The organism is Pseudomonas sp. 8Z (assembly GCF_902506535.1).
Lineage (GTDB): Bacteria > Pseudomonadota > Gammaproteobacteria > Pseudomonadales > Pseudomonadaceae > Aquipseudomonas.
Map to the genome: position 1 here is coordinate 469,342 of NZ_LR733825.1, position 17,719 is coordinate 487,060.

At 57.8% G+C, this 17,719-nt stretch carries 8 protein-coding genes, 2 tRNA genes, 3 rRNA genes and 1 pseudogene; 11 read left to right on the forward strand and 3 right to left on the reverse strand.

Features of this window, described 5'->3' with window-relative positions; genetic code table 11:
• Window positions 1-22: 22 nt before the first annotated feature.
• A complete protein-coding gene (locus AERO9A_RS06415; RefSeq protein ID WP_159971092.1) occupies window positions 23-826 on the reverse strand; it encodes a DUF4145 domain-containing protein in 804 nt (267 codons plus the stop codon).
• 179 nt (window positions 827-1,005) lie between these two features.
• On the opposite strand from AERO9A_RS06415, the pseudogene AERO9A_RS06420 reads away from it, so the two are divergent.
• From AERO9A_RS06420 to prpF, 9 genes and pseudogenes are all read left to right on the forward strand, one after another.
• A pseudogene (locus tag AERO9A_RS06420) lies at window positions 1,006-1,809 on the forward strand (IS110 family transposase); the annotation flags it as partial.
• A 134-nt stretch (window positions 1,810-1,943) separates the two neighbouring features.
• A 16S ribosomal RNA gene (locus AERO9A_RS06425) occupies window positions 1,944-3,480 on the forward strand.
• Between the two features lie 88 nt (window positions 3,481-3,568).
• Window positions 3,569-3,645: transfer RNA gene (locus tag AERO9A_RS06430), tRNA-Ile, on the forward strand.
• Between the two features lie 20 nt (window positions 3,646-3,665).
• A tRNA-Ala gene (locus AERO9A_RS06435) sits at window positions 3,666-3,741 on the forward strand.
• A 248-nt stretch (window positions 3,742-3,989) separates the two neighbouring features.
• Window positions 3,990-6,883 (forward strand): 23S ribosomal RNA (locus tag AERO9A_RS06440).
• Between the two features lie 148 nt (window positions 6,884-7,031).
• Window positions 7,032-7,147, forward strand: a 5S ribosomal RNA gene (gene rrf, locus AERO9A_RS06445).
• The 16S, 23S and 5S rRNA genes sit together here with 2 tRNA genes alongside, the layout of an rRNA operon.
• Before the next feature lie 166 nt (window positions 7,148-7,313).
• Window positions 7,314-8,471, forward strand: coding sequence for a 2-methylcitrate synthase (gene prpC / locus AERO9A_RS06450; protein WP_159971093.1), 1,158 nt, complete (start codon window positions 7,314-7,316; stop codon window positions 8,469-8,471).
• 13 nt (window positions 8,472-8,484) lie between these two features.
• Entirely contained in the window at window positions 8,485-11,094 is a 2,610-nt protein-coding gene (gene acnD / locus AERO9A_RS06455; protein ID WP_178111116.1) for a Fe/S-dependent 2-methylisocitrate dehydratase AcnD, read from the forward strand.
• A gap of 201 nt (window positions 11,095-11,295) precedes the next feature.
• Window positions 11,296-12,483: a 2-methylaconitate cis-trans isomerase PrpF gene (gene prpF, locus AERO9A_RS06460; protein ID WP_159971095.1), complete on the forward strand. Its 1,188-nt coding sequence runs from the start codon at window positions 11,296-11,298 to the stop codon at window positions 12,481-12,483.
• A 5-nt stretch (window positions 12,484-12,488) separates the two neighbouring features.
• On the opposite strand, the gene AERO9A_RS06465 is transcribed toward prpF, so the two are convergent.
• Together AERO9A_RS06465 and AERO9A_RS06470 are read right to left on the reverse strand one after the other, a co-directional pair.
• Window positions 12,489-13,118, reverse strand: coding sequence for a LysE family translocator (locus AERO9A_RS06465; protein ID WP_159971096.1), 630 nt, complete (start codon window positions 13,116-13,118; stop codon window positions 12,489-12,491).
• Between the two features lie 17 nt (window positions 13,119-13,135).
• Complete coding sequence (locus AERO9A_RS06470; protein WP_159971097.1) at window positions 13,136-13,954, reverse strand: pyruvate, water dikinase regulatory protein; 819 nt, start codon at window positions 13,952-13,954, stop codon at window positions 13,136-13,138.
• Between the two features lie 180 nt (window positions 13,955-14,134).
• On the opposite strand from AERO9A_RS06470, the gene ppsA reads away from it, so the two are divergent.
• Window positions 14,135-16,507 (forward strand): phosphoenolpyruvate synthase, encoded by a 2,373-nt coding sequence (gene ppsA / locus AERO9A_RS06475; protein WP_159971098.1) that lies wholly within the window; start codon window positions 14,135-14,137, stop codon window positions 16,505-16,507.
• Between the two features lie 124 nt (window positions 16,508-16,631).
• Window positions 16,632-17,618 carry an alpha/beta fold hydrolase gene (locus tag AERO9A_RS06480; RefSeq protein ID WP_159971099.1) on the forward strand — a complete coding sequence of 329 codons (987 nt, stop codon included), beginning with the start codon at window positions 16,632-16,634 and terminating at the stop codon, window positions 17,616-17,618.
• Window positions 17,619-17,719 lie beyond the last annotated feature (101 nt).

Consider the following 17,719-nt stretch of genomic DNA (forward strand, 5'->3'; position numbering starts at 1 on the left):
CGGTGGAATGATGGGTTCGGCATCATTGTTTTAACGCGCGCTCGTTTCGCTGCTCAATTGCCGTTCGCTTTCCTTCGGGCAATTTTTCGTATATGGACTGAATTGCCTTGGGGAGCGTGATCATTTGTTCGGCAATCAGGTTCACCAAATTGAAGAGTTGCAATGCAGTGTCACGATCATCACGGAGATCAAGTGATCCGGGGTGTACCGCCTCGTTGCCAACGACTCGTACAACATCAAGCGACTGCTGTACGAGTGGATTCAGGCCCTTGGCGACCAAACTAGCAATATCGTCATCAATGTTCTTTCCCTTCTCCCCAAGGAACGCACATAGCTTTTGCACACAGAGCCTGAGCAGTGCGGCAGCACCACGCGGAGAACTGTTAAAGATACTTCGCGCCTCTTCGAAGTCTCTTGCTATGTCAATTGGCAGGTCCGCGTTTGGCGATGCGCCTTCGCGCTGCAGTGGGAACACAAGGGACTGATGAACCCACACGGCAGCTTTGTTGCAATTAAAGCACTCGCTGATATTTAGATTGTGGACATCTCGATAGACGTACCGGCCCTTATCGTTCTTTTCGAAAAAGACAAGCCCGCTGTTCATCTTTTCCGCCCATTCAATAACGGAGGCGCGTACGTCCGGCTCTAAGTCTTTGTCCTTTTCAATCCGTTCTCTCAGATCAGTCGCGGGAATAATAGGAGTACGGTGGTCCTCGTCCATCTGTACAGCCGCAAGTTGATACCAGTGCTGAGTGGTATATGCCCCGCAATGGGGGCATTCAAAGGCCGTTTCAGATATGGATGGCGGGCTCGATTTTCCGTTCATTTAATCAAAGCTCCTGTGCGACCTAATAGGTCGAGATAATGATGCCGAACGTTTGGTTAAGGGGCCGGCTTTAGCCGGTCCCGAGTGAGCGAAGCGAACGACTTGAATGCTGTAATGGACTCTCCCCACACCACAGTTCTATACCAAGGTGTCGAGGTTTTCTGAGCGGGAGAGTCGTTATGAAGCGCATTGCCGTTGATCTGGCCAAGTCCGTTTACCAAGTTGCCGAGAGTGTCCGCTTCGGCCAGGTGGTGCAGCGCACGCGGCTGAACCGAGAGGCGTTCCGGCGATATATACAGGAGCAAGCCGAGCCGGTCGAGTGGGTGATGGAGGCCTGTGGCACGGCGCATTACTGGGGGCGGTTGGCGCAATCGCTGGGTCATCAGGTCAAGCTGCTGCATCCTCGCTACGTGCGGCCCTATCGTCGGCGCAACAAGACCGACCGCAACGATTGTGACGCTATGTTGGAAGCGGCGCGCTGCACCGACATTCATCCCGTGCCAGTAAAGAGCCGTGATCAGCAACAGCTCCAGCAATTGCACGGGCTGCGGGAAACCTGGAAGAAGAGCCGCACCCAGCGCATCAACCTGCTGCGCGGCATGCTCCGAGAAGCAGGTATCGAAGCGCCAGCGTCAACCACGGCCTTTATTCGGGCAGCCAGTGAGCTGGTTGATCAGCCTGAACTCGCAACCTTGAGCCGACTGCTGCATATCGTTCTGGCCGAGATCGACCTGTATGAGCAGTGCATGGCCGAATGCGAGCAGCAGCTCAAGCGCTGGCATGCTGACGATGACATCGTGCGCAAACTGGATGAGGTCAGTGGCATTGGTCTGCTGACTGCCAGCGCCCTGACTGCTGCCGTCGGCAAGCCCGAACGCTTTGCCAATGGTCGCCAGCTCAGCGCCTGGCTGGGTATGACGCCGCGTGAGTTCAGCAGTGGCAATAGCCGCAAACTCGGCCATATCAGCCGACAGGGTAATGTCTGTAAGACTGAGAGTCGAAAGATTATCAGCATCACAAAGCAACACTCGTTAATTCGAGAGTTAACTCTTTAGTAATAAAGAGATTTGCGATTGCTGAGCCAAGTTTAGGGTTTTCTCAAAACCCAAGCAGTATTGAACTGAAGAGTTTGATCATGGCTCAGATTGAACGCTGGCGGCAGGCCTAACACATGCAAGTCGAGCGGATGAAGAGAGCTTGCTCTCTGATTTAGCGGCGGACGGGTGAGTAATGCCTAGGAATCTGCCTGGTAGTGGGGGATAACGTTCCGAAAGGAACGCTAATACCGCGTACGTCCTACGGGAGAAAGCAGGGGACCTTCGGGCCTTGCGCTATCAGATGAGCCTAGGTCGGATTAGCTAGTTGGTGAGGTAATGGCTCACCAAGGCGACGATCCGTAACTGGTCTGAGAGGATGATCAGTCACACTGGAACTGAGACACGGTCCAGACTCCTACGGGAGGCAGCAGTGGGGAATATTGGACAATGGGCGAAAGCCTGATCCAGCCATGCCGCGTGTGTGAAGAAGGTCTTCGGATTGTAAAGCACTTTAAGTTGGGAGGAAGGGTTGTAGATTAATACTCTGCAATTTTGACGTTACCAACAGAATAAGCACCGGCTAACTTCGTGCCAGCAGCCGCGGTAATACGAAGGGTGCAAGCGTTAATCGGAATTACTGGGCGTAAAGCGCGCGTAGGTGGTTCGTTAAGTTGGATGTGAAAGCCCCGGGCTCAACCTGGGAACTGCATCCAAAACTGGCGAGCTAGAGTACGGTAGAGGGTAGTGGAATTTCCTGTGTAGCGGTGAAATGCGTAGATATAGGAAGGAACACCAGTGGCGAAGGCGACTACCTGGACTGATACTGACACTGAGGTGCGAAAGCGTGGGGAGCAAACAGGATTAGATACCCTGGTAGTCCACGCCGTAAACGATGTCAACTAGCCGTTGGGATCCTTGAGATCTTAGTGGCGCAGCTAACGCATTAAGTTGACCGCCTGGGGAGTACGGCCGCAAGGTTAAAACTCAAATGAATTGACGGGGGCCCGCACAAGCGGTGGAGCATGTGGTTTAATTCGAAGCAACGCGAAGAACCTTACCTGGCCTTGACATGCTGAGAACTTTCCAGAGATGGATTGGTGCCTTCGGGAACTCAGACACAGGTGCTGCATGGCTGTCGTCAGCTCGTGTCGTGAGATGTTGGGTTAAGTCCCGTAACGAGCGCAACCCTTGTCCTTAGTTACCAGCACGTTATGGTGGGCACTCTAAGGAGACTGCCGGTGACAAACCGGAGGAAGGTGGGGATGACGTCAAGTCATCATGGCCCTTACGGCCAGGGCTACACACGTGCTACAATGGTCGGTACAAAGGGTTGCCAAGCCGCGAGGTGGAGCTAATCCCATAAAACCGATCGTAGTCCGGATCGCAGTCTGCAACTCGACTGCGTGAAGTCGGAATCGCTAGTAATCGTGAATCAGAATGTCACGGTGAATACGTTCCCGGGCCTTGTACACACCGCCCGTCACACCATGGGAGTGGGTTGCTCCAGAAGTAGCTAGTCTAACCTTCGGGGGGACGGTTACCACGGAGTGATTCATGACTGGGGTGAAGTCGTAACAAGGTAGCCGTAGGGGAACCTGCGGCTGGATCACCTCCTTAATCGAAGACTTCAGCTTTCTCATAAGCTCCCACACGAATTGCTTGATTCACTGTAGAAGACGATGCTGTAACGCGGCGACCCTGTTATAGGTCTGTAGCTCAGTTGGTTAGAGCGCACCCCTGATAAGGGTGAGGTCGGCAGTTCAAATCTGCCCAGACCTACCAATTTTGGTGCAGATGCTTACGGGGCCATAGCTCAGCTGGGAGAGCGCCTGCTTTGCACGCAGGAGGTCAGCGGTTCGATCCCGCTTGGCTCCACCATTACAGCTTGATCGTAATTGAGAGTTCAGAAATGAGCGCTTCAGGTAATGACCTGTCGAGTGCTGATTTCTGGTCTTTTGACCGGTACTAATCGTTCTTTAAAAATTTGGATATGTGATAGAAGTGACTAACGATGTGTTTCACTGCACATTGTTAATCAAGGCAAAATTTGTAGTTCTCAAGACGCAAATTTTCGGCGAATGTCGTCTTCACGATTGAGACAGTAACCAGATTGCTTGGGGTTATATGGTCAAGTGAAGAAGCGCATACGGTGGATGCCTTGGCAGTCAGAGGCGATGAAAGACGTGGTAGCCTGCGAAAAGCTTTGGGGAGTCGGCAAACAGACTGTGATCCAGAGATCTCTGAATGGGGGAACCCACCCAGCATAAGCTGGGTATCTTGCACTGAATACATAGGTGCAAGAGGCGAACCAGGGGAACTGAAACATCTAAGTACCCTGAGGAAAAGAAATCAACCGAGATTCCCTAAGTAGTGGCGAGCGAACGGGGACTAGCCCTTAAGTTGATTTGAGTGTAGTGGAAGGCTCTGGAAAGTGCCGCCGTAGTGGGTGATAGCCCCGTACACGAAACGCTCTTATCAATGAAATCGAGTAGGACGGGGCACGAGAAACCTTGTCTGAACATGGGGGGACCATCCTCCAAGGCTAAATACTACTGACTGACCGATAGTGAACCAGTACCGTGAGGGAAAGGCGAAAAGAACCCCGGAGAGGGGAGTGAAATAGAACCTGAAACCGTATGCGTACAAGCAGTGGGAGCCTACTTTGTTGGGTGACTGCGTACCTTTTGTATAATGGGTCAGCGACTTATATTCAGTGGCGAGCTTAACCGAATAGGGGAGGCGTAGCGAAAGCGAGTCTTAATAGGGCGCTTTAGTCGCTGGGTATAGACCCGAAACCGGGCGATCTATCCATGGGCAGGTTGAAGGTTAGGTAACACTGACTGGAGGACCGAACCGACTACCGTTGAAAAGTTAGCGGATGACCTGTGGATCGGAGTGAAAGGCTAATCAAGCTCGGAGATAGCTGGTTCTCCTCGAAAGCTATTTAGGTAGCGCCTCGTGTATCACTGCTGGGGGTAGAGCACTGTTTCGGCTAGGGGGTCATCCCGACTTACCAAACCGATGCAAACTCCGAATACCAGCAAGTGTCAGCACGGGAGACACACGGCGGGTGCTAACGTCCGTCGTGAAAAGGGAAACAACCCAGACCGTCAGCTAAGGTCCCAAAGTTATGGTTAAGTGGGAAACGATGTGGGAAGGCTTAGACAGCTAGGAGGTTGGCTTAGAAGCAGCCACCCTTTAAAGAAAGCGTAATAGCTCACTAGTCGAGTCGGCCTGCGCGGAAGATGTAACGGGGCTCAAACCATACACCGAAGCTACGGGTTCACACTTAGGTGTGAGCGGTAGAGGAGCGTTCTGTAAGCCTGTGAAGGTGAGTTGAGAAGCTTGCTGGAGGTATCAGAAGTGCGAATGCTGACATGAGTAACGACAATGCGAGTGAAAAACTCGCACGCCGAAAGACCAAGGTTTCCTGCGCAACGTTAATCGACGCAGGGTTAGTCGGCCCCTAAGGCGAGGCAGAAATGCGTAGTCGATGGGAAACGGGTTAATATTCCCGTACTTCTAGTTACTGCGATGGAGGGACGGAGAAGGCTAGGCCAGCACGGCGTTGGTTGTCCGTGTTTAAGGTGGTAGGCTGATTTCTTAGGTAAATCCGGGAGATCAAGGCCGAGAGCTGATGACGAGTGTTCTTTTAGAACGCGAAGTGGTTGATGCCATGCTTCCAGGAAAAGCTTCTAAGCTTCAGGTAACTAGGAACCGTACCCCAAACCGACACAGGTGGTTAGGTAGAGAATACCAAGGCGCTTGAGAGAACTCGGGTGAAGGAACTAGGCAAAATGGCACCGTAACTTCGGGAGAAGGTGCGCCGGTGAGGGTGAAGCATTTACTGCGTAAGCTCATGCCGGTCGAAGATACCAGGCCGCTGCGACTGTTTATTAAAAACACAGCACTCTGCAAACACGAAAGTGGACGTATAGGGTGTGACGCCTGCCCGGTGCCGGAAGGTTAATTGATGGGGTTAGCGCAAGCGAAGCTCTTGATCGAAGCCCCGGTAAACGGCGGCCGTAACTATAACGGTCCTAAGGTAGCGAAATTCCTTGTCGGGTAAGTTCCGACCTGCACGAATGGCGTAACGATGGCGGCGCTGTCTCCACCCGAGACTCAGTGAAATTGAAATCGCTGTGAAGATGCAGTGTATCCGCGGCTAGACGGAAAGACCCCGTGAACCTTTACTATAGCTTTGCACTGGACTTTGAGCTTGCTTGTGTAGGATAGGTGGGAGGCTTTGAAGTGGGGACGCCAGTTCTCATGGAGCCATCCTTGAAATACCACCCTGGCAACCTTGAGGTTCTAACTCTGGTCCGTTATCCGGATCGAGGACAGTGTATGGTGGGTAGTTTGACTGGGGCGGTCTCCTCCCAAAGAGTAACGGAGGAGTACGAAGGTGCGCTCAGACCGGTCGGAAATCGGTCGTAGAGTATAAAGGCAAAAGCGCGCTTGACTGCGAGACAGACACGTCGAGCAGGTACGAAAGTAGGTCTTAGTGATCCGGTGGTTCTGTATGGAAGGGCCATCGCTCAACGGATAAAAGGTACTCCGGGGATAACAGGCTGATACCGCCCAAGAGTTCATATCGACGGCGGTGTTTGGCACCTCGATGTCGGCTCATCACATCCTGGGGCTGAAGCCGGTCCCAAGGGTATGGCTGTTCGCCATTTAAAGTGGTACGCGAGCTGGGTTTAGAACGTCGTGAGACAGTTCGGTCCCTATCTGCCGTGGACGTTTGAGATTTGAGAGGGGCTGACCTTAGTACGAGAGGACCGGGTTGGACGAACCTCTGGTGTTCCGGTTGTCACGCCAGTGGCATTGCCGGGTAGCTATGTTCGGAAGAGATAACCGCTGAAAGCATCTAAGCGGGAAACTTGCCTCAAGATGAGATCTCACTGGGAACTTGATTCCCCTAAAGGGCCGTCGAAGACTACGACGTTGATAGGTGGGGTGTGTAAGCGCTGTGAGGCGTTGAGCTAACCCATACTAATTGCCCGTGAGGCTTGACCATATAACACCCAAACAATCTGCGAAGGCATAAGCCAGAGACAGAGGGTGTCGATGGTGAAGTCGACAGAAAGCCGAAAATTTGCGAGAGCTACAAGCCTCTATCACGTATCCAAGGGATAGCGCCTAACCGCGAGATCCCAACCGAATTGCTTGACGACCATAGAGCGTTGGAACCACCTGATCCCATCCCGAACTCAGTAGTGAAACGACGCATCGCCGATGGTAGTGTGGTGCTTCACCATGTGAGAGTAGGTCATCGTCAAGCTCCTATACGAAACCCCAGATCGCACTCATGGTTATCTCCTCGACTCTTTTTGTTCTGCTGAGCTGTGCATAGTGCGTGTAGGGTGGGCTGAAGCGAATCGTCGCCCGGCCCACCCTACACGCACTATGCACAGCTCAGCAGAACAAAAAGAGTCGAGGAGATAACCATGAGTGCCACCGAAACCACCCCTGGCTTCAAACCGAAAAAATCCGTCGCCCTGAGCGGTACCGCCGCCGGCAACACCGCGTTGTGCACCGTTGGCCGCACCGGCAACGATCTGCATTACCGTGGCTATGACGTGCTCGACTTCGCCAACCGCTGCGAGTTCGAGGAAATCGCCCATCTGCTGGTACACGGCAAGCTGCCCAACGTCGCCGAGCTGGCCGGTTACAAGGCCAAACTCAAGGCCCTGCGCGGCCTGCCGGCTGGGGTCAAAGCGGCGCTGGAGCAACTGCCGCCGTCCGCCCACCCGATGGACGTGATGCGTACTGCCGTGTCCGTACTCGGCTGCCTGGCGCCGGAGAAGGACGACCACAACCACCCCGGCGCCCGCGACATTGCCGACAAGCTGATGGCCTGCCTCGGCTCGGCGCTGCTGTACTGGTATCACTACAGCCACAACGGCAAGCGCATCGAGGTGGACACCGACGACGACTCCATCGGCGGCCACTTCCTGCATCTGCTGCATGGCGAGAAACCGCGCGAGTCCTGGGTGCGCGCCATGCACACCTCGCTGAATCTGTATGCCGAGCATGAATTCAACGCTTCGACCTTCACCTCGCGAGTGATCGCCGGCACCGGCTCCGATTTGTTCTCCTGCATCGCCGGCGCCATCGGCGCGCTGCGCGGGCCGAAACACGGTGGCGCCAACGAGGTGGCCTTCGAGGTGCAGAAGCGCTATGACAGCCCGAACGAGGCCGAGGCCGATATCCGCGAGCGAGTAGGGCGCAAGGAAGTGGTGATCGGTTTCGGTCACCCGGTCTACACCGTGAGCGACCCGCGCAACAAGGTGATCAAGGAGGTGGCCCGCGAGCTGTCCGTGGAGCAGGGCAACACCAAGATGTTCGACATCGCCGAGCGCCTGGAAACCATCATGTGGGACATCAAGAAGATGTTCCCCAACCTCGACTGGTTCAGCGCCGTGAGCTACCACATGATGGGCGTGCCCACCGCCATGTTCACCCCGCTGTTCGTCATCGCCCGCACCGCAGGTTGGTCCGCTCACGTCATCGAGCAGCGCATCGACGGCAAGATCATCCGCCCGAGCGCCAACTACACAGGCCCCGAAGACCTGAAGTTCGTGCCGCTCAAGGATCGTAAATAAGATGAATGACACCGTGAATAGCCAATACCGCAAGCGCCTGCCCGGTACCGTGCTGGATTACTTCGACACCCGTGAAGCGGTCGAGGCGATTCACGCCGGTGCCTGGGACAAGCTGCCCTACACCTCGCGCGTGCTCGCCGAACAACTGGTGCGTCGCTGCGCCCCGCAGGATCTGACCGCCTCGCTGGAACAACTGGTCTACCGCAAGCGCGACCTGGACTTTCCCTGGTACCCGGCGCGGGTGGTCTGTCATGACATCCTTGGGCAGACTGCGCTGGTCGACCTGGCTGGCCTGCGTGACGCCATCGCCGAAAAGGGGGGGGACCCGGCCAAGGTCAACCCGGTGGTGCCGACCCAGTTGATCGTCGACCACTCGCTGGCCGTGGAAGCGCCGGGCTTCGACCCGGACGCCTTCGAGAAGAATCGCGCCATCGAGGATCGCCGCAACGAGGATCGCTTTCACTTCATCGACTGGACGAAAACCGCGTTCAAGAACGTCGACGTGATCCCGGCCGGCAACGGCATCATGCACCAGATCAACCTGGAGAAAATGAGCCCGGTGATCCAGGCGCGTGGCGGCATCGCCTTCCCCGATACCTGCGTGGGCACCGACTCGCACACCCCGCACGTCGATGCGCTGGGCGTGATCGCCATTGGCGTCGGCGGCCTGGAAGCCGAGACGGTGATGCTTGGCCACCCGTCGATGATGCGTTTGCCGGATATCGTCGGCGTCGAACTGACCGGCAAGCGTCAGCCCGGCATCACCGCCACCGATATCGTCCTGGCGTTGACTGAGTTTCTGCGCAGGGAGCGCGTGGTCGGGGCCTACGTCGAGTTCTTCGGCGAAGGCGCAGACAGCCTGTCCATCGGCGACCGCGCCACGATTTCCAACATGTGCCCGGAATATGGCGCCACCGCCTCGATGTTCTATATCGACGGCCAGACCATCGACTACCTCAAGCTCACCGGGCGCGAGCCGGAGCAGGTGGCACTGGTGGAAAATTACGCCAAGACCCTTGGCCTGTGGAGCGATGCGCTGAAAACCGCCGAGTACGAGCGCGTGCTGCGCTTCGACCTAGGCAGCGTGGTGCGCAATATGGCAGGTCCCAGCAACCCGCATCGGCGCCTGCCGACTTCGGCTTTGGCTGAGCGCGGCATTGCCGATGAAGCCAAGCTGCAGAGCGGCAAGGGCGAGGAAGCCGAAGGTCTGATGCCGGACGGCGCGGTGATCATCGCCGCCATCACCAGTTGCACCAACACCTCCAACCCGCGCAACGTGATCGCTGCCGGCCTGGTGGCGAAGAAGGCCAATACCCTGGGCCTGGTGCGCAAGCCCTGGGTGAAGACCTCCTTCGCGCCGGGCTCCAAGGTCGCCAAGTTGTATCTGCAAGAGGCGGGTCTGCTGCCGGAGCTGGAAAAGCTCGGCTTCGGCATCGTCGCCTACGCCTGCACCACCTGTAACGGCATGTCTGGTGCGCTCGATCCGAAAATCCAGAAGGAGATCATCGACCGCGACCTGTACGCCACCGCTGTGCTTTCGGGCAACCGCAACTTCGACGGTCGTATTCACCCCTACGCCAAGCAGGCCTTCCTGGCTTCGCCGCCGCTGGTGGTGGCCTATGCCATCGCCGGTACCGTGCGCTTCGATATTGAGCAGGATGTGCTGGGCACCGATGCCCAGGGCAAACCGATCACGCTGAAGGACTTGTGGCCCAGCGATGAGGAGATCGACGCCATAGTCGCTGCCTCGGTGAAGCCCGAGCAGTTCAAGCAGATTTACATTCCGATGTTCGACCTGGGCAGCGTGCAGGAGGCGGAAAGTCCGCTGTACGACTGGCGCCCGATGAGCACCTATATCCGTCGTCCGCCGTACTGGGAAGGCGCGCTGGCTGGCGCGCGCACGCTCAAGGGCATGCGGCCCCTGGCGATCCTGCCGGACAACATCACCACCGATCACCTGTCGCCGTCCAATGCCATCCTAGCGGACTCGGCGGCCGGCGAGTACCTGGCGAAAATGGGCCTGCCGGAGGAGGACTTCAACTCCTACGCCACCCACCGTGGCGACCACCTCACTGCGCAGCGCGCCACCTTTGCCAACCCGCAACTGGTCAACGAGATGGTCGTGGTTGACGGACAGGTGAGGAAGGGCTCGCTGGCTCGCGTCGAGCCCGAGGGCAAGGTGCTGCGCATGTGGGAGGCGATCGAGACCTACATGAACCGCAAGCAGAACCTGATCATCATTGCCGGTGCCGACTACGGCCAGGGCAGCTCCCGCGACTGGGCGGCCAAGGGCGTGCGACTGGCGGGCGTCGAGGTGATCGTCGCCGAAGGCTTCGAGCGTATTCACCGCACCAACCTGGTGGGCATGGGTGTGCTGCCGGTGGAGTTCAAGCCGGGCACCACGCGTCTGACCCTGGGGCTGGATGGCACCGAGACCTATGACATCGAGGGCGACATTTCCCCGCGCTGCGACCTGACCCTGGTGATCAATCGCCGTAACGGTGAAGTGCTCAAGGTGCCGGTGACCTGCCGCCTGGATACCGCTGCCGATGTCAGCGTGTACAAGGCCGGTGGTGTGCTGCAGCGCTTCGCCAAGGACTTCCTCGAAGGCACGGTGGCGTGATAGCTCCCTCTCCTATTTATGGGAGAGGGTTGGGGAGAGGGTGGTGCAGGCGGCTCGGTGTTGTCTGATAGACCCTATCCCCCGGCCCCTCTCCCGCAAGCGGGAGAGGGGAGGCAATCGCGTAGCCCGGATGAAATCCGGGAATGAGGGTATTCAATTCTCCCCGGATTGCATCCGGGTCAATTTTTCAGGACTGCACTCATGGTTCATCTGCCGCAAGTGAAAATCCCCGCTACCTACATCCGTGGCGGTACCAGCAAGGGCGTGTTCTTTCGCCTGCAGGATCTGCCCGAGCGCTGCCAGGTGCCAGGCGAGGCGCGTGACCGGTTATTCATGCGCGTCATCGGCAGTCCTGATCCCTATTCGGCGCATATCGATGGTATGGGCGGTGCGACCTCGTCCACGTCGAAATGCGTGATCCTGTCGGCCAGCAGTCAGCCGGAGCATGATGTCGATTACCTCTATGGCCAGGTCTCCATCGACAAGGCCTTCGTCGACTGGAGTGGCAACTGCGGGAATCTGTCCACGGCAGCGGGGGCGTTCGCCGTCCATGCCGGTCTCGTGGACCCTGCGCGGATCCCGCAGAACGGTACCTGCGTGGTGCGCATCTGGCAGGCCAATATCCAGAAAACCATCATCGCCCATGTGCCGGTCAGCAATGGTCAGGTGCAGGAAACCGGCGACTTCGAGCTGGACGGCGTGACCTTTCCGGCGGCAGAGATCGTGCTGGAGTTCCTCGACCCGTCCGACGACGGCGAAGAGGGCGGCTCAATGTTCCCGACCGGCAACCTGATCGATGACCTCGAAGTGCCGGGTATCGGCACCTTCAAGGCGACCATGATCACCGCCGGTATCCCGACGATCTTCGTCAATGCCGAGGACATCGGCTACCAGGGCACCGAGCTGCGCGAGGCCATCAATGGTGATCCGGCGCAACTGGCGCGTTTCGAGCAGATCCGTATTGCCGGTGCGTTGCGCATGGGCCTGATCAAGACGGCCGAGGAGGCGGCGACCCGTCAGCACACGCCTAAGATCGCCTTCGTCAGCCCGTCCAAGGATTACCGCACCTCCAGCGGCAAGGATGTAAAAGCTGGCGATGTCGACCTGCTGGTGCGGGCGCTGTCCATGGGCAAGCTGCACCACGCGATGATGGGCACCTGCGCGGTGGCCATCGGCACTGCGGCGGCGATACCGGGCACGTTGGTCAATCTGGCCGCTGGTGGCGGCGAGCGTGAAGCGGTGCGCTTCGGCCATCCGTCCGGCACCTTGCGGGTCGGTGCGCAGGCTCGTCTGGTCGATGGCCAGTGGACAGTGACCAAGGCCGTGATGAGCCGTAGTGCGCGCATTCTGATGGAAGGCTGGGTGCGGGTGCCGGGCGACAGCTTCTGAGTTGCTCAGTGCTGGCTGGTGCCCAGCAACAGGCCGCCGGCTCCGACGAAGAAGGCGCCGGTGGTGCGATTGAGGTTGCGCACACCGCGGGCGGTACGGATCAGGCGACGAATCTGCACGCCGAACAGTGCATACAGCAGCGAAGCGGCGTATTCCGCCAGCAGATAGGTCGTACCCAGATAGAGAAACTGTTCGGCAGCCGGCTGATCCGGGCGGATGAACTGCGGGAAAATCGCCGCGAACAGCAGGATGGCCTTGGGGTTGCTGATGCCAATGAGAAACTCCTGGCGCGTCGCCAGCCATAGAGTGCGCCTGGGTTGTGCGAAGCCCTGCTGTTCGTCCAGGGCGAAGGCGCGGCTACGCCAGGCACTGACACCCAGATAGAGCAGGTAGGCGGCACCGACCCATTTGATCGCGGTGAACAATTGTTCGGAGGCCATCAGCATCGCGCCGAGGCCGACCGCCGAAATGAGCAGGAAGAAGGCGAACGCAATGACTCGACCCGTGGTCGCCAATACGGCGGTCGCCACACCATGGCGGATACCGTTGTTCATCGCGCAGAAGTTGTTGGGCCCTGGGGTAATGGCGATCAGGAGGGCGATCGGGGCGAACAGCAAGGCATCGTTGAGCGTCATGGCGGGCTCGCGAAAGATTATTTGAGACGACGCTCGACGCCTTTTTCGACGAGGATCTTGGCCGAAATTTCCTCGACCGAGAAATGCGTGGAATTGATGAAGGCGATATTTTCGCGGCGGAACAAGCCTTCCACCTCACGCACTTCGAACTCGCACTGGGCGTAGCTGGCGTAGCGGCTGTTGGGCTTGCGTTCGTGGCGGATGGCAGTGAGGCGATCCGGGTCGATGGTCAGACCGAACAGTTTGTCGCGGTATTTTTTCAGTGACTCAGGAAGCAGCAGGCGCTCCATGTCGTCTTCGGTCAATGGGTAGTTGGCCGCGCGAATGCCATATTGCATAGCCATATAAAGGCAGGTGGGCGTTTTGCCGCAGCGCGACACGCCGACCAGAATCAGATCGGCCTTGTCGTAATAGTGGGTGCGCGCGCCGTCATCGTTGTCCAGAGCGAAGTTGACCGCCTCGATACGCTCCATGTAATTGGAGTTCTGGCCGATGGAGTGCGATTTGCCCACGGAGTAGGAGGAGTGCGAGCTTAACTCCTGTTCCAGTGGTGAGAGAAAGGTGGAGAAAATGTCGATCATGAAACCATTGGCAGTATCGAGGATCGCACGAATATCGCGGTTGACGATGGTGTCGAAGATGATCGGGCGCACGCCGTCCCTTTCAGCGGCGGCATCGATTTGTTGTACCATGGCGCGCGCTTTATCGACGCTGTCGATATAAGGACGCGTGAGTTTGGTGAATTGAATATTCTCGAACTGCGCGAGCAAGCTCTGACCCAGGGTTTCGGCCGTGATGCCGGTGCCATCGGAGATGAAGAAAGCGGTTCGTTTCATTGTGCCAAAGGCCTTAAGCTGAGTTCGATTCTTGGCTATGATAGGCCGCGTTTTGCGCCGAGCCCACTGGGTTTCGGCATTGTTACTTATTCAAGGGCAAGGCCACAATCGCACGAATTTGCTCGTCCGACATTGCGCAGCCCACTGAGCTTTTCCAACACCGTTAGTGGAGAGATCACCTTGGTAGAGTACGTAGTTTCCCTCGATAAGCTCGGCGTCCACGATGTAGAGCATGTGGGGGGCAAAAACGCATCCCTCGGCGAGATGATCAGCAACCTGGCCGGTGCTGGTGTTTCGGTGCCCGGCGGTTTCGCCACTACGGCTCAGGCTTATCGCGATTTTCTCGAACAGAGCGGCCTGAACGCGCAAATTCACGCAGCGCTGGATAGCCTGGATGTCGATGACGTCAACGCCCTGGCCAAGACCGGTGCGCAGATTCGCCAGTGGGTGATGGACGCCGAGTTTCCCGCCGAGCTGGACAAGCAGATTCGCGAAGCCTTCGCCATCATGAGTGCGGGCAACGACAATATGGCCGTGGCGGTGCGTTCCTCCGCTACCGCCGAAGACCTGCCGGATGCATCCTTCGCCGGCCAACAGGAAACCTTCCTCAATATCCGTGGCGTAGACAACGTGATTCGCGCGACCAAGGAAGTGTTTGCCTCGCTTTTTAATGACCGCGCCATTGCCTACCGCGTGCACCAGGGTTTTGACCACAAGCTGGTTGCCCTGTCCGCAGGCGTGCAGCGCATGGTGCGCTCGGAAACCGGCACCGCTGGTGTGATGTTCACCCTGGACACCGAGTCTGGCTTCCGTGACGTGGTGTTTATCACCGGCGCCTACGGCCTCGGCGAGACCGTGGTGCAGGGCGCGGTCAACCCTGACGAATTCTACGTGCATAAAACCACGCTGGAAGCTGGTCGTCCGGCGATCCTGCGGCGCAATCTAGGCAGCAAGGCGATCAAGATGATCTATGGCGACGAGGCGAAAGCCGGTCGTTCGGTCAAAACCGTCGACGTTGATCGCGCCGAGCGTGCACGTTTCTGCATCAGCGATGCCGAGGTCAGTGAGCTGGCCAAGCAGGCGCTGATCATCGAGAAACACTATGGCCGTCCAATGGATATCGAGTGGGCCAAGGACGGTGACGACGGCAAGCTGTACATCGTGCAGGCTCGCCCGGAAACCGTGAAGAGCCGCTCCAGCGCTACCGTGATGGAACGCTACCTGCTGAAAGAGAAAGGCACCGTTCTGGTCGAAGGCCGCGCCATCGGCCAGCGCATTGGCGCCGGCAAGGTGCGGGTGATCCATGATGTGTCCGAGATGGATAAGGTGCAGCCCGGCGATGTGCTGGTCTCCGACATGACCGACCCGGACTGGGAGCCGGTGATGAAGCGTGCCAGCGCCATCGTCACCAACCGCGGCGGGCGTACCTGCCACGCGGCGATCATCGCCCGTGAGCTGGGTATTCCGGCCGTGGTCGGTTGCGGCAATGCCACCAGCGTGCTGAAGGATGGCCAGGGCGTTACCGTGTCCTGCGCCGAAGGCGATACCGGCTTCATCTTCGAAGGCGAGCTGGGCTTCGACATCCGCAAGAACTCGGTCGATGCCATGCCCGAGCTGCCGTTCAAGATCATGATGAACGTCGGTAACCCGGATCGTGCTTTTGACTTCGCCCAACTGCCGAACGAAGGTGTGGGTCTGGCTCGCCTGGAATTCATCATCAACCGCATGATTGGTGTGCATCCGAAGGCGTTGCTGAACTTCGCCAGCCTGCCTACGGAGATCAAGGACAGCGTCGAAAAGCGTATCGCCGGTTACGGCGATCCAGTCGATTTCTATGTCGAGAAGCTGGTTGAGGGCATCAGTACCCTGGCTGCTGCCTTCTGGCCGAAGAAGGTCATCGTGCGCCTGTCGGACTTCAAGTCCAACGAATACGCCAACTTGATCGGCGGCAAACTGTACGAGCCGGAAGAAGAGAACCCAATGCTCGGCTTCCGTGGCGCTTCGCGCTACATCAGCGACTCCTTCCGCGACTGCTTCGAGCTCGAATGCCGCGCGCTGAAGAAGGTGCGTAACGAAATGGGCCTGACCAACGTAGAAATCATGGTGCCCTTCGTGCGTACCCTGGGTGAGGCCTCGCAAGTGGTCGAGCTGCTGGCCAGCAATGGCCTGGCCCGTGGTCAGGATGGCGTAAAGGTCATCATGATGTGCGAGTTGCCGTCCAACGCCCTGCTGGCTGATGAGTTCCTTGAGTTCTTCGACGGCTTCTCCATCGGTTCCAACGACCTGACCCAGTTAACCTTGGGCCTGGATCGCGACTCCGGCATCGTCGCTCACTTGTTCGATGAGCGTAACCCAGCGGTGAAGAAGCTGCTGGCCAACGCCATCGCTGCTTGTAACAAGGCCGGCAAGTACATCGGCATTTGCGGCCAGGGCCCATCGGATCACCCGGATCTGGCCAAGTGGCTGATGGAGCAGGGGATCGAAAGCGTCTCGCTGAACCCTGATTCGGTGCTCGATACCTGGTTCTTCCTGGCCGAAGGCACATCTGCCTAAGCGTTGCTGCTGGTGACAAAAGGGCGGGTTTAACCCGCCCTTTTTCGTGCTTGGCGTAACGGCTTTAGAGCTCGTTGCGAGTTTGGTTTTTTCATGGCAAGTCGCCTGTGCGGTCGTTCGATTCATGCAAAGCAGCAGTGAGCTTTTCCCCGTCGCACTGATCAGCGCCGAGTTGCGCGCAGATCTGAGTGAAGATATTTACCGTCTCAAACCCAACAACAGTCCAGACTCCAGCGTTGAACTGGCGCTGACCCGATTGGGGCTGGCCAGCGAGCTGGCGACACGCGGTACGCCAGTGGTGTTACTGCATGGCAGCTTTTCCAACCGGCGTTTCTGGTACTCGCCCCGAGGTATTGGTTTAGGCGCCTACCTGGCGCGTGCCGGTTTCGATGTCTGGATCGCCGAGATGCGTGGCCATGGTCTGTCACCGCGCAATGAGCGCTACCGGGACAATACTGTGGCGCAGTACGTGCGTTATGACCTGCCAGCCATTGCCGAATTTGTCTATGAGCAGACCGGGCAGGCGGCGCATTGGTTGGGGCATTCCCTTGGTGGGGTAACTCTGGCTGCAGCGCTCGGTGCGGGATATTTGGATGGGCGGCGGGTTTGCTCGGCCGCTCTTTTTGGCAGCCAAGTCAGCCGACTGTACTGGCCGCTCAAGTTGCCGCCGGTGGAGTGGGGCGCGCGGCTATTGTTACGCGCGTTTCCTTACTTATCCGGCAGGCGGCTCAAACGTGGGCCGGAAGACGAGCCCATTGGCATTGCCCGAGAGACGTTGCGCAGACTGGGCCTGTTTGGACGTTTTGGTGACCATGAGCAGGACTGGTGGGGTGGTCTGGCACAGGTGCGCTTGCCGATTCTGGCCGTAAGCGCGGCAGGTGATCAGCAGGATCCGGCCTGGGCCTGCCGCAAGCTGTTGCAGCAATGCAGTGCCGCGCCTACAGCCTTTCTCCTTTTGGCCAAGGCGCGTGGATTTTCCAGTGACTTTGGCCATGTCGAGATGCTGGTTAGTAAGGACGCGCAACGAGAGGTTTGGCCTTGTGTCGAGCATTGGTTAAGGCATCTGCAGTTGCCGCCGGAGTTGGATAGTTCGCGCGAAGTCGGGGTATGACGGCGTTTCTTCGGGCATGGCTTCTCGGTAAGATGTGACGCCTGCAGTCGCTACGGTCATTCTCCGGGCGATCTGTCGAGACAATGTTCGTCAAGCGTTGT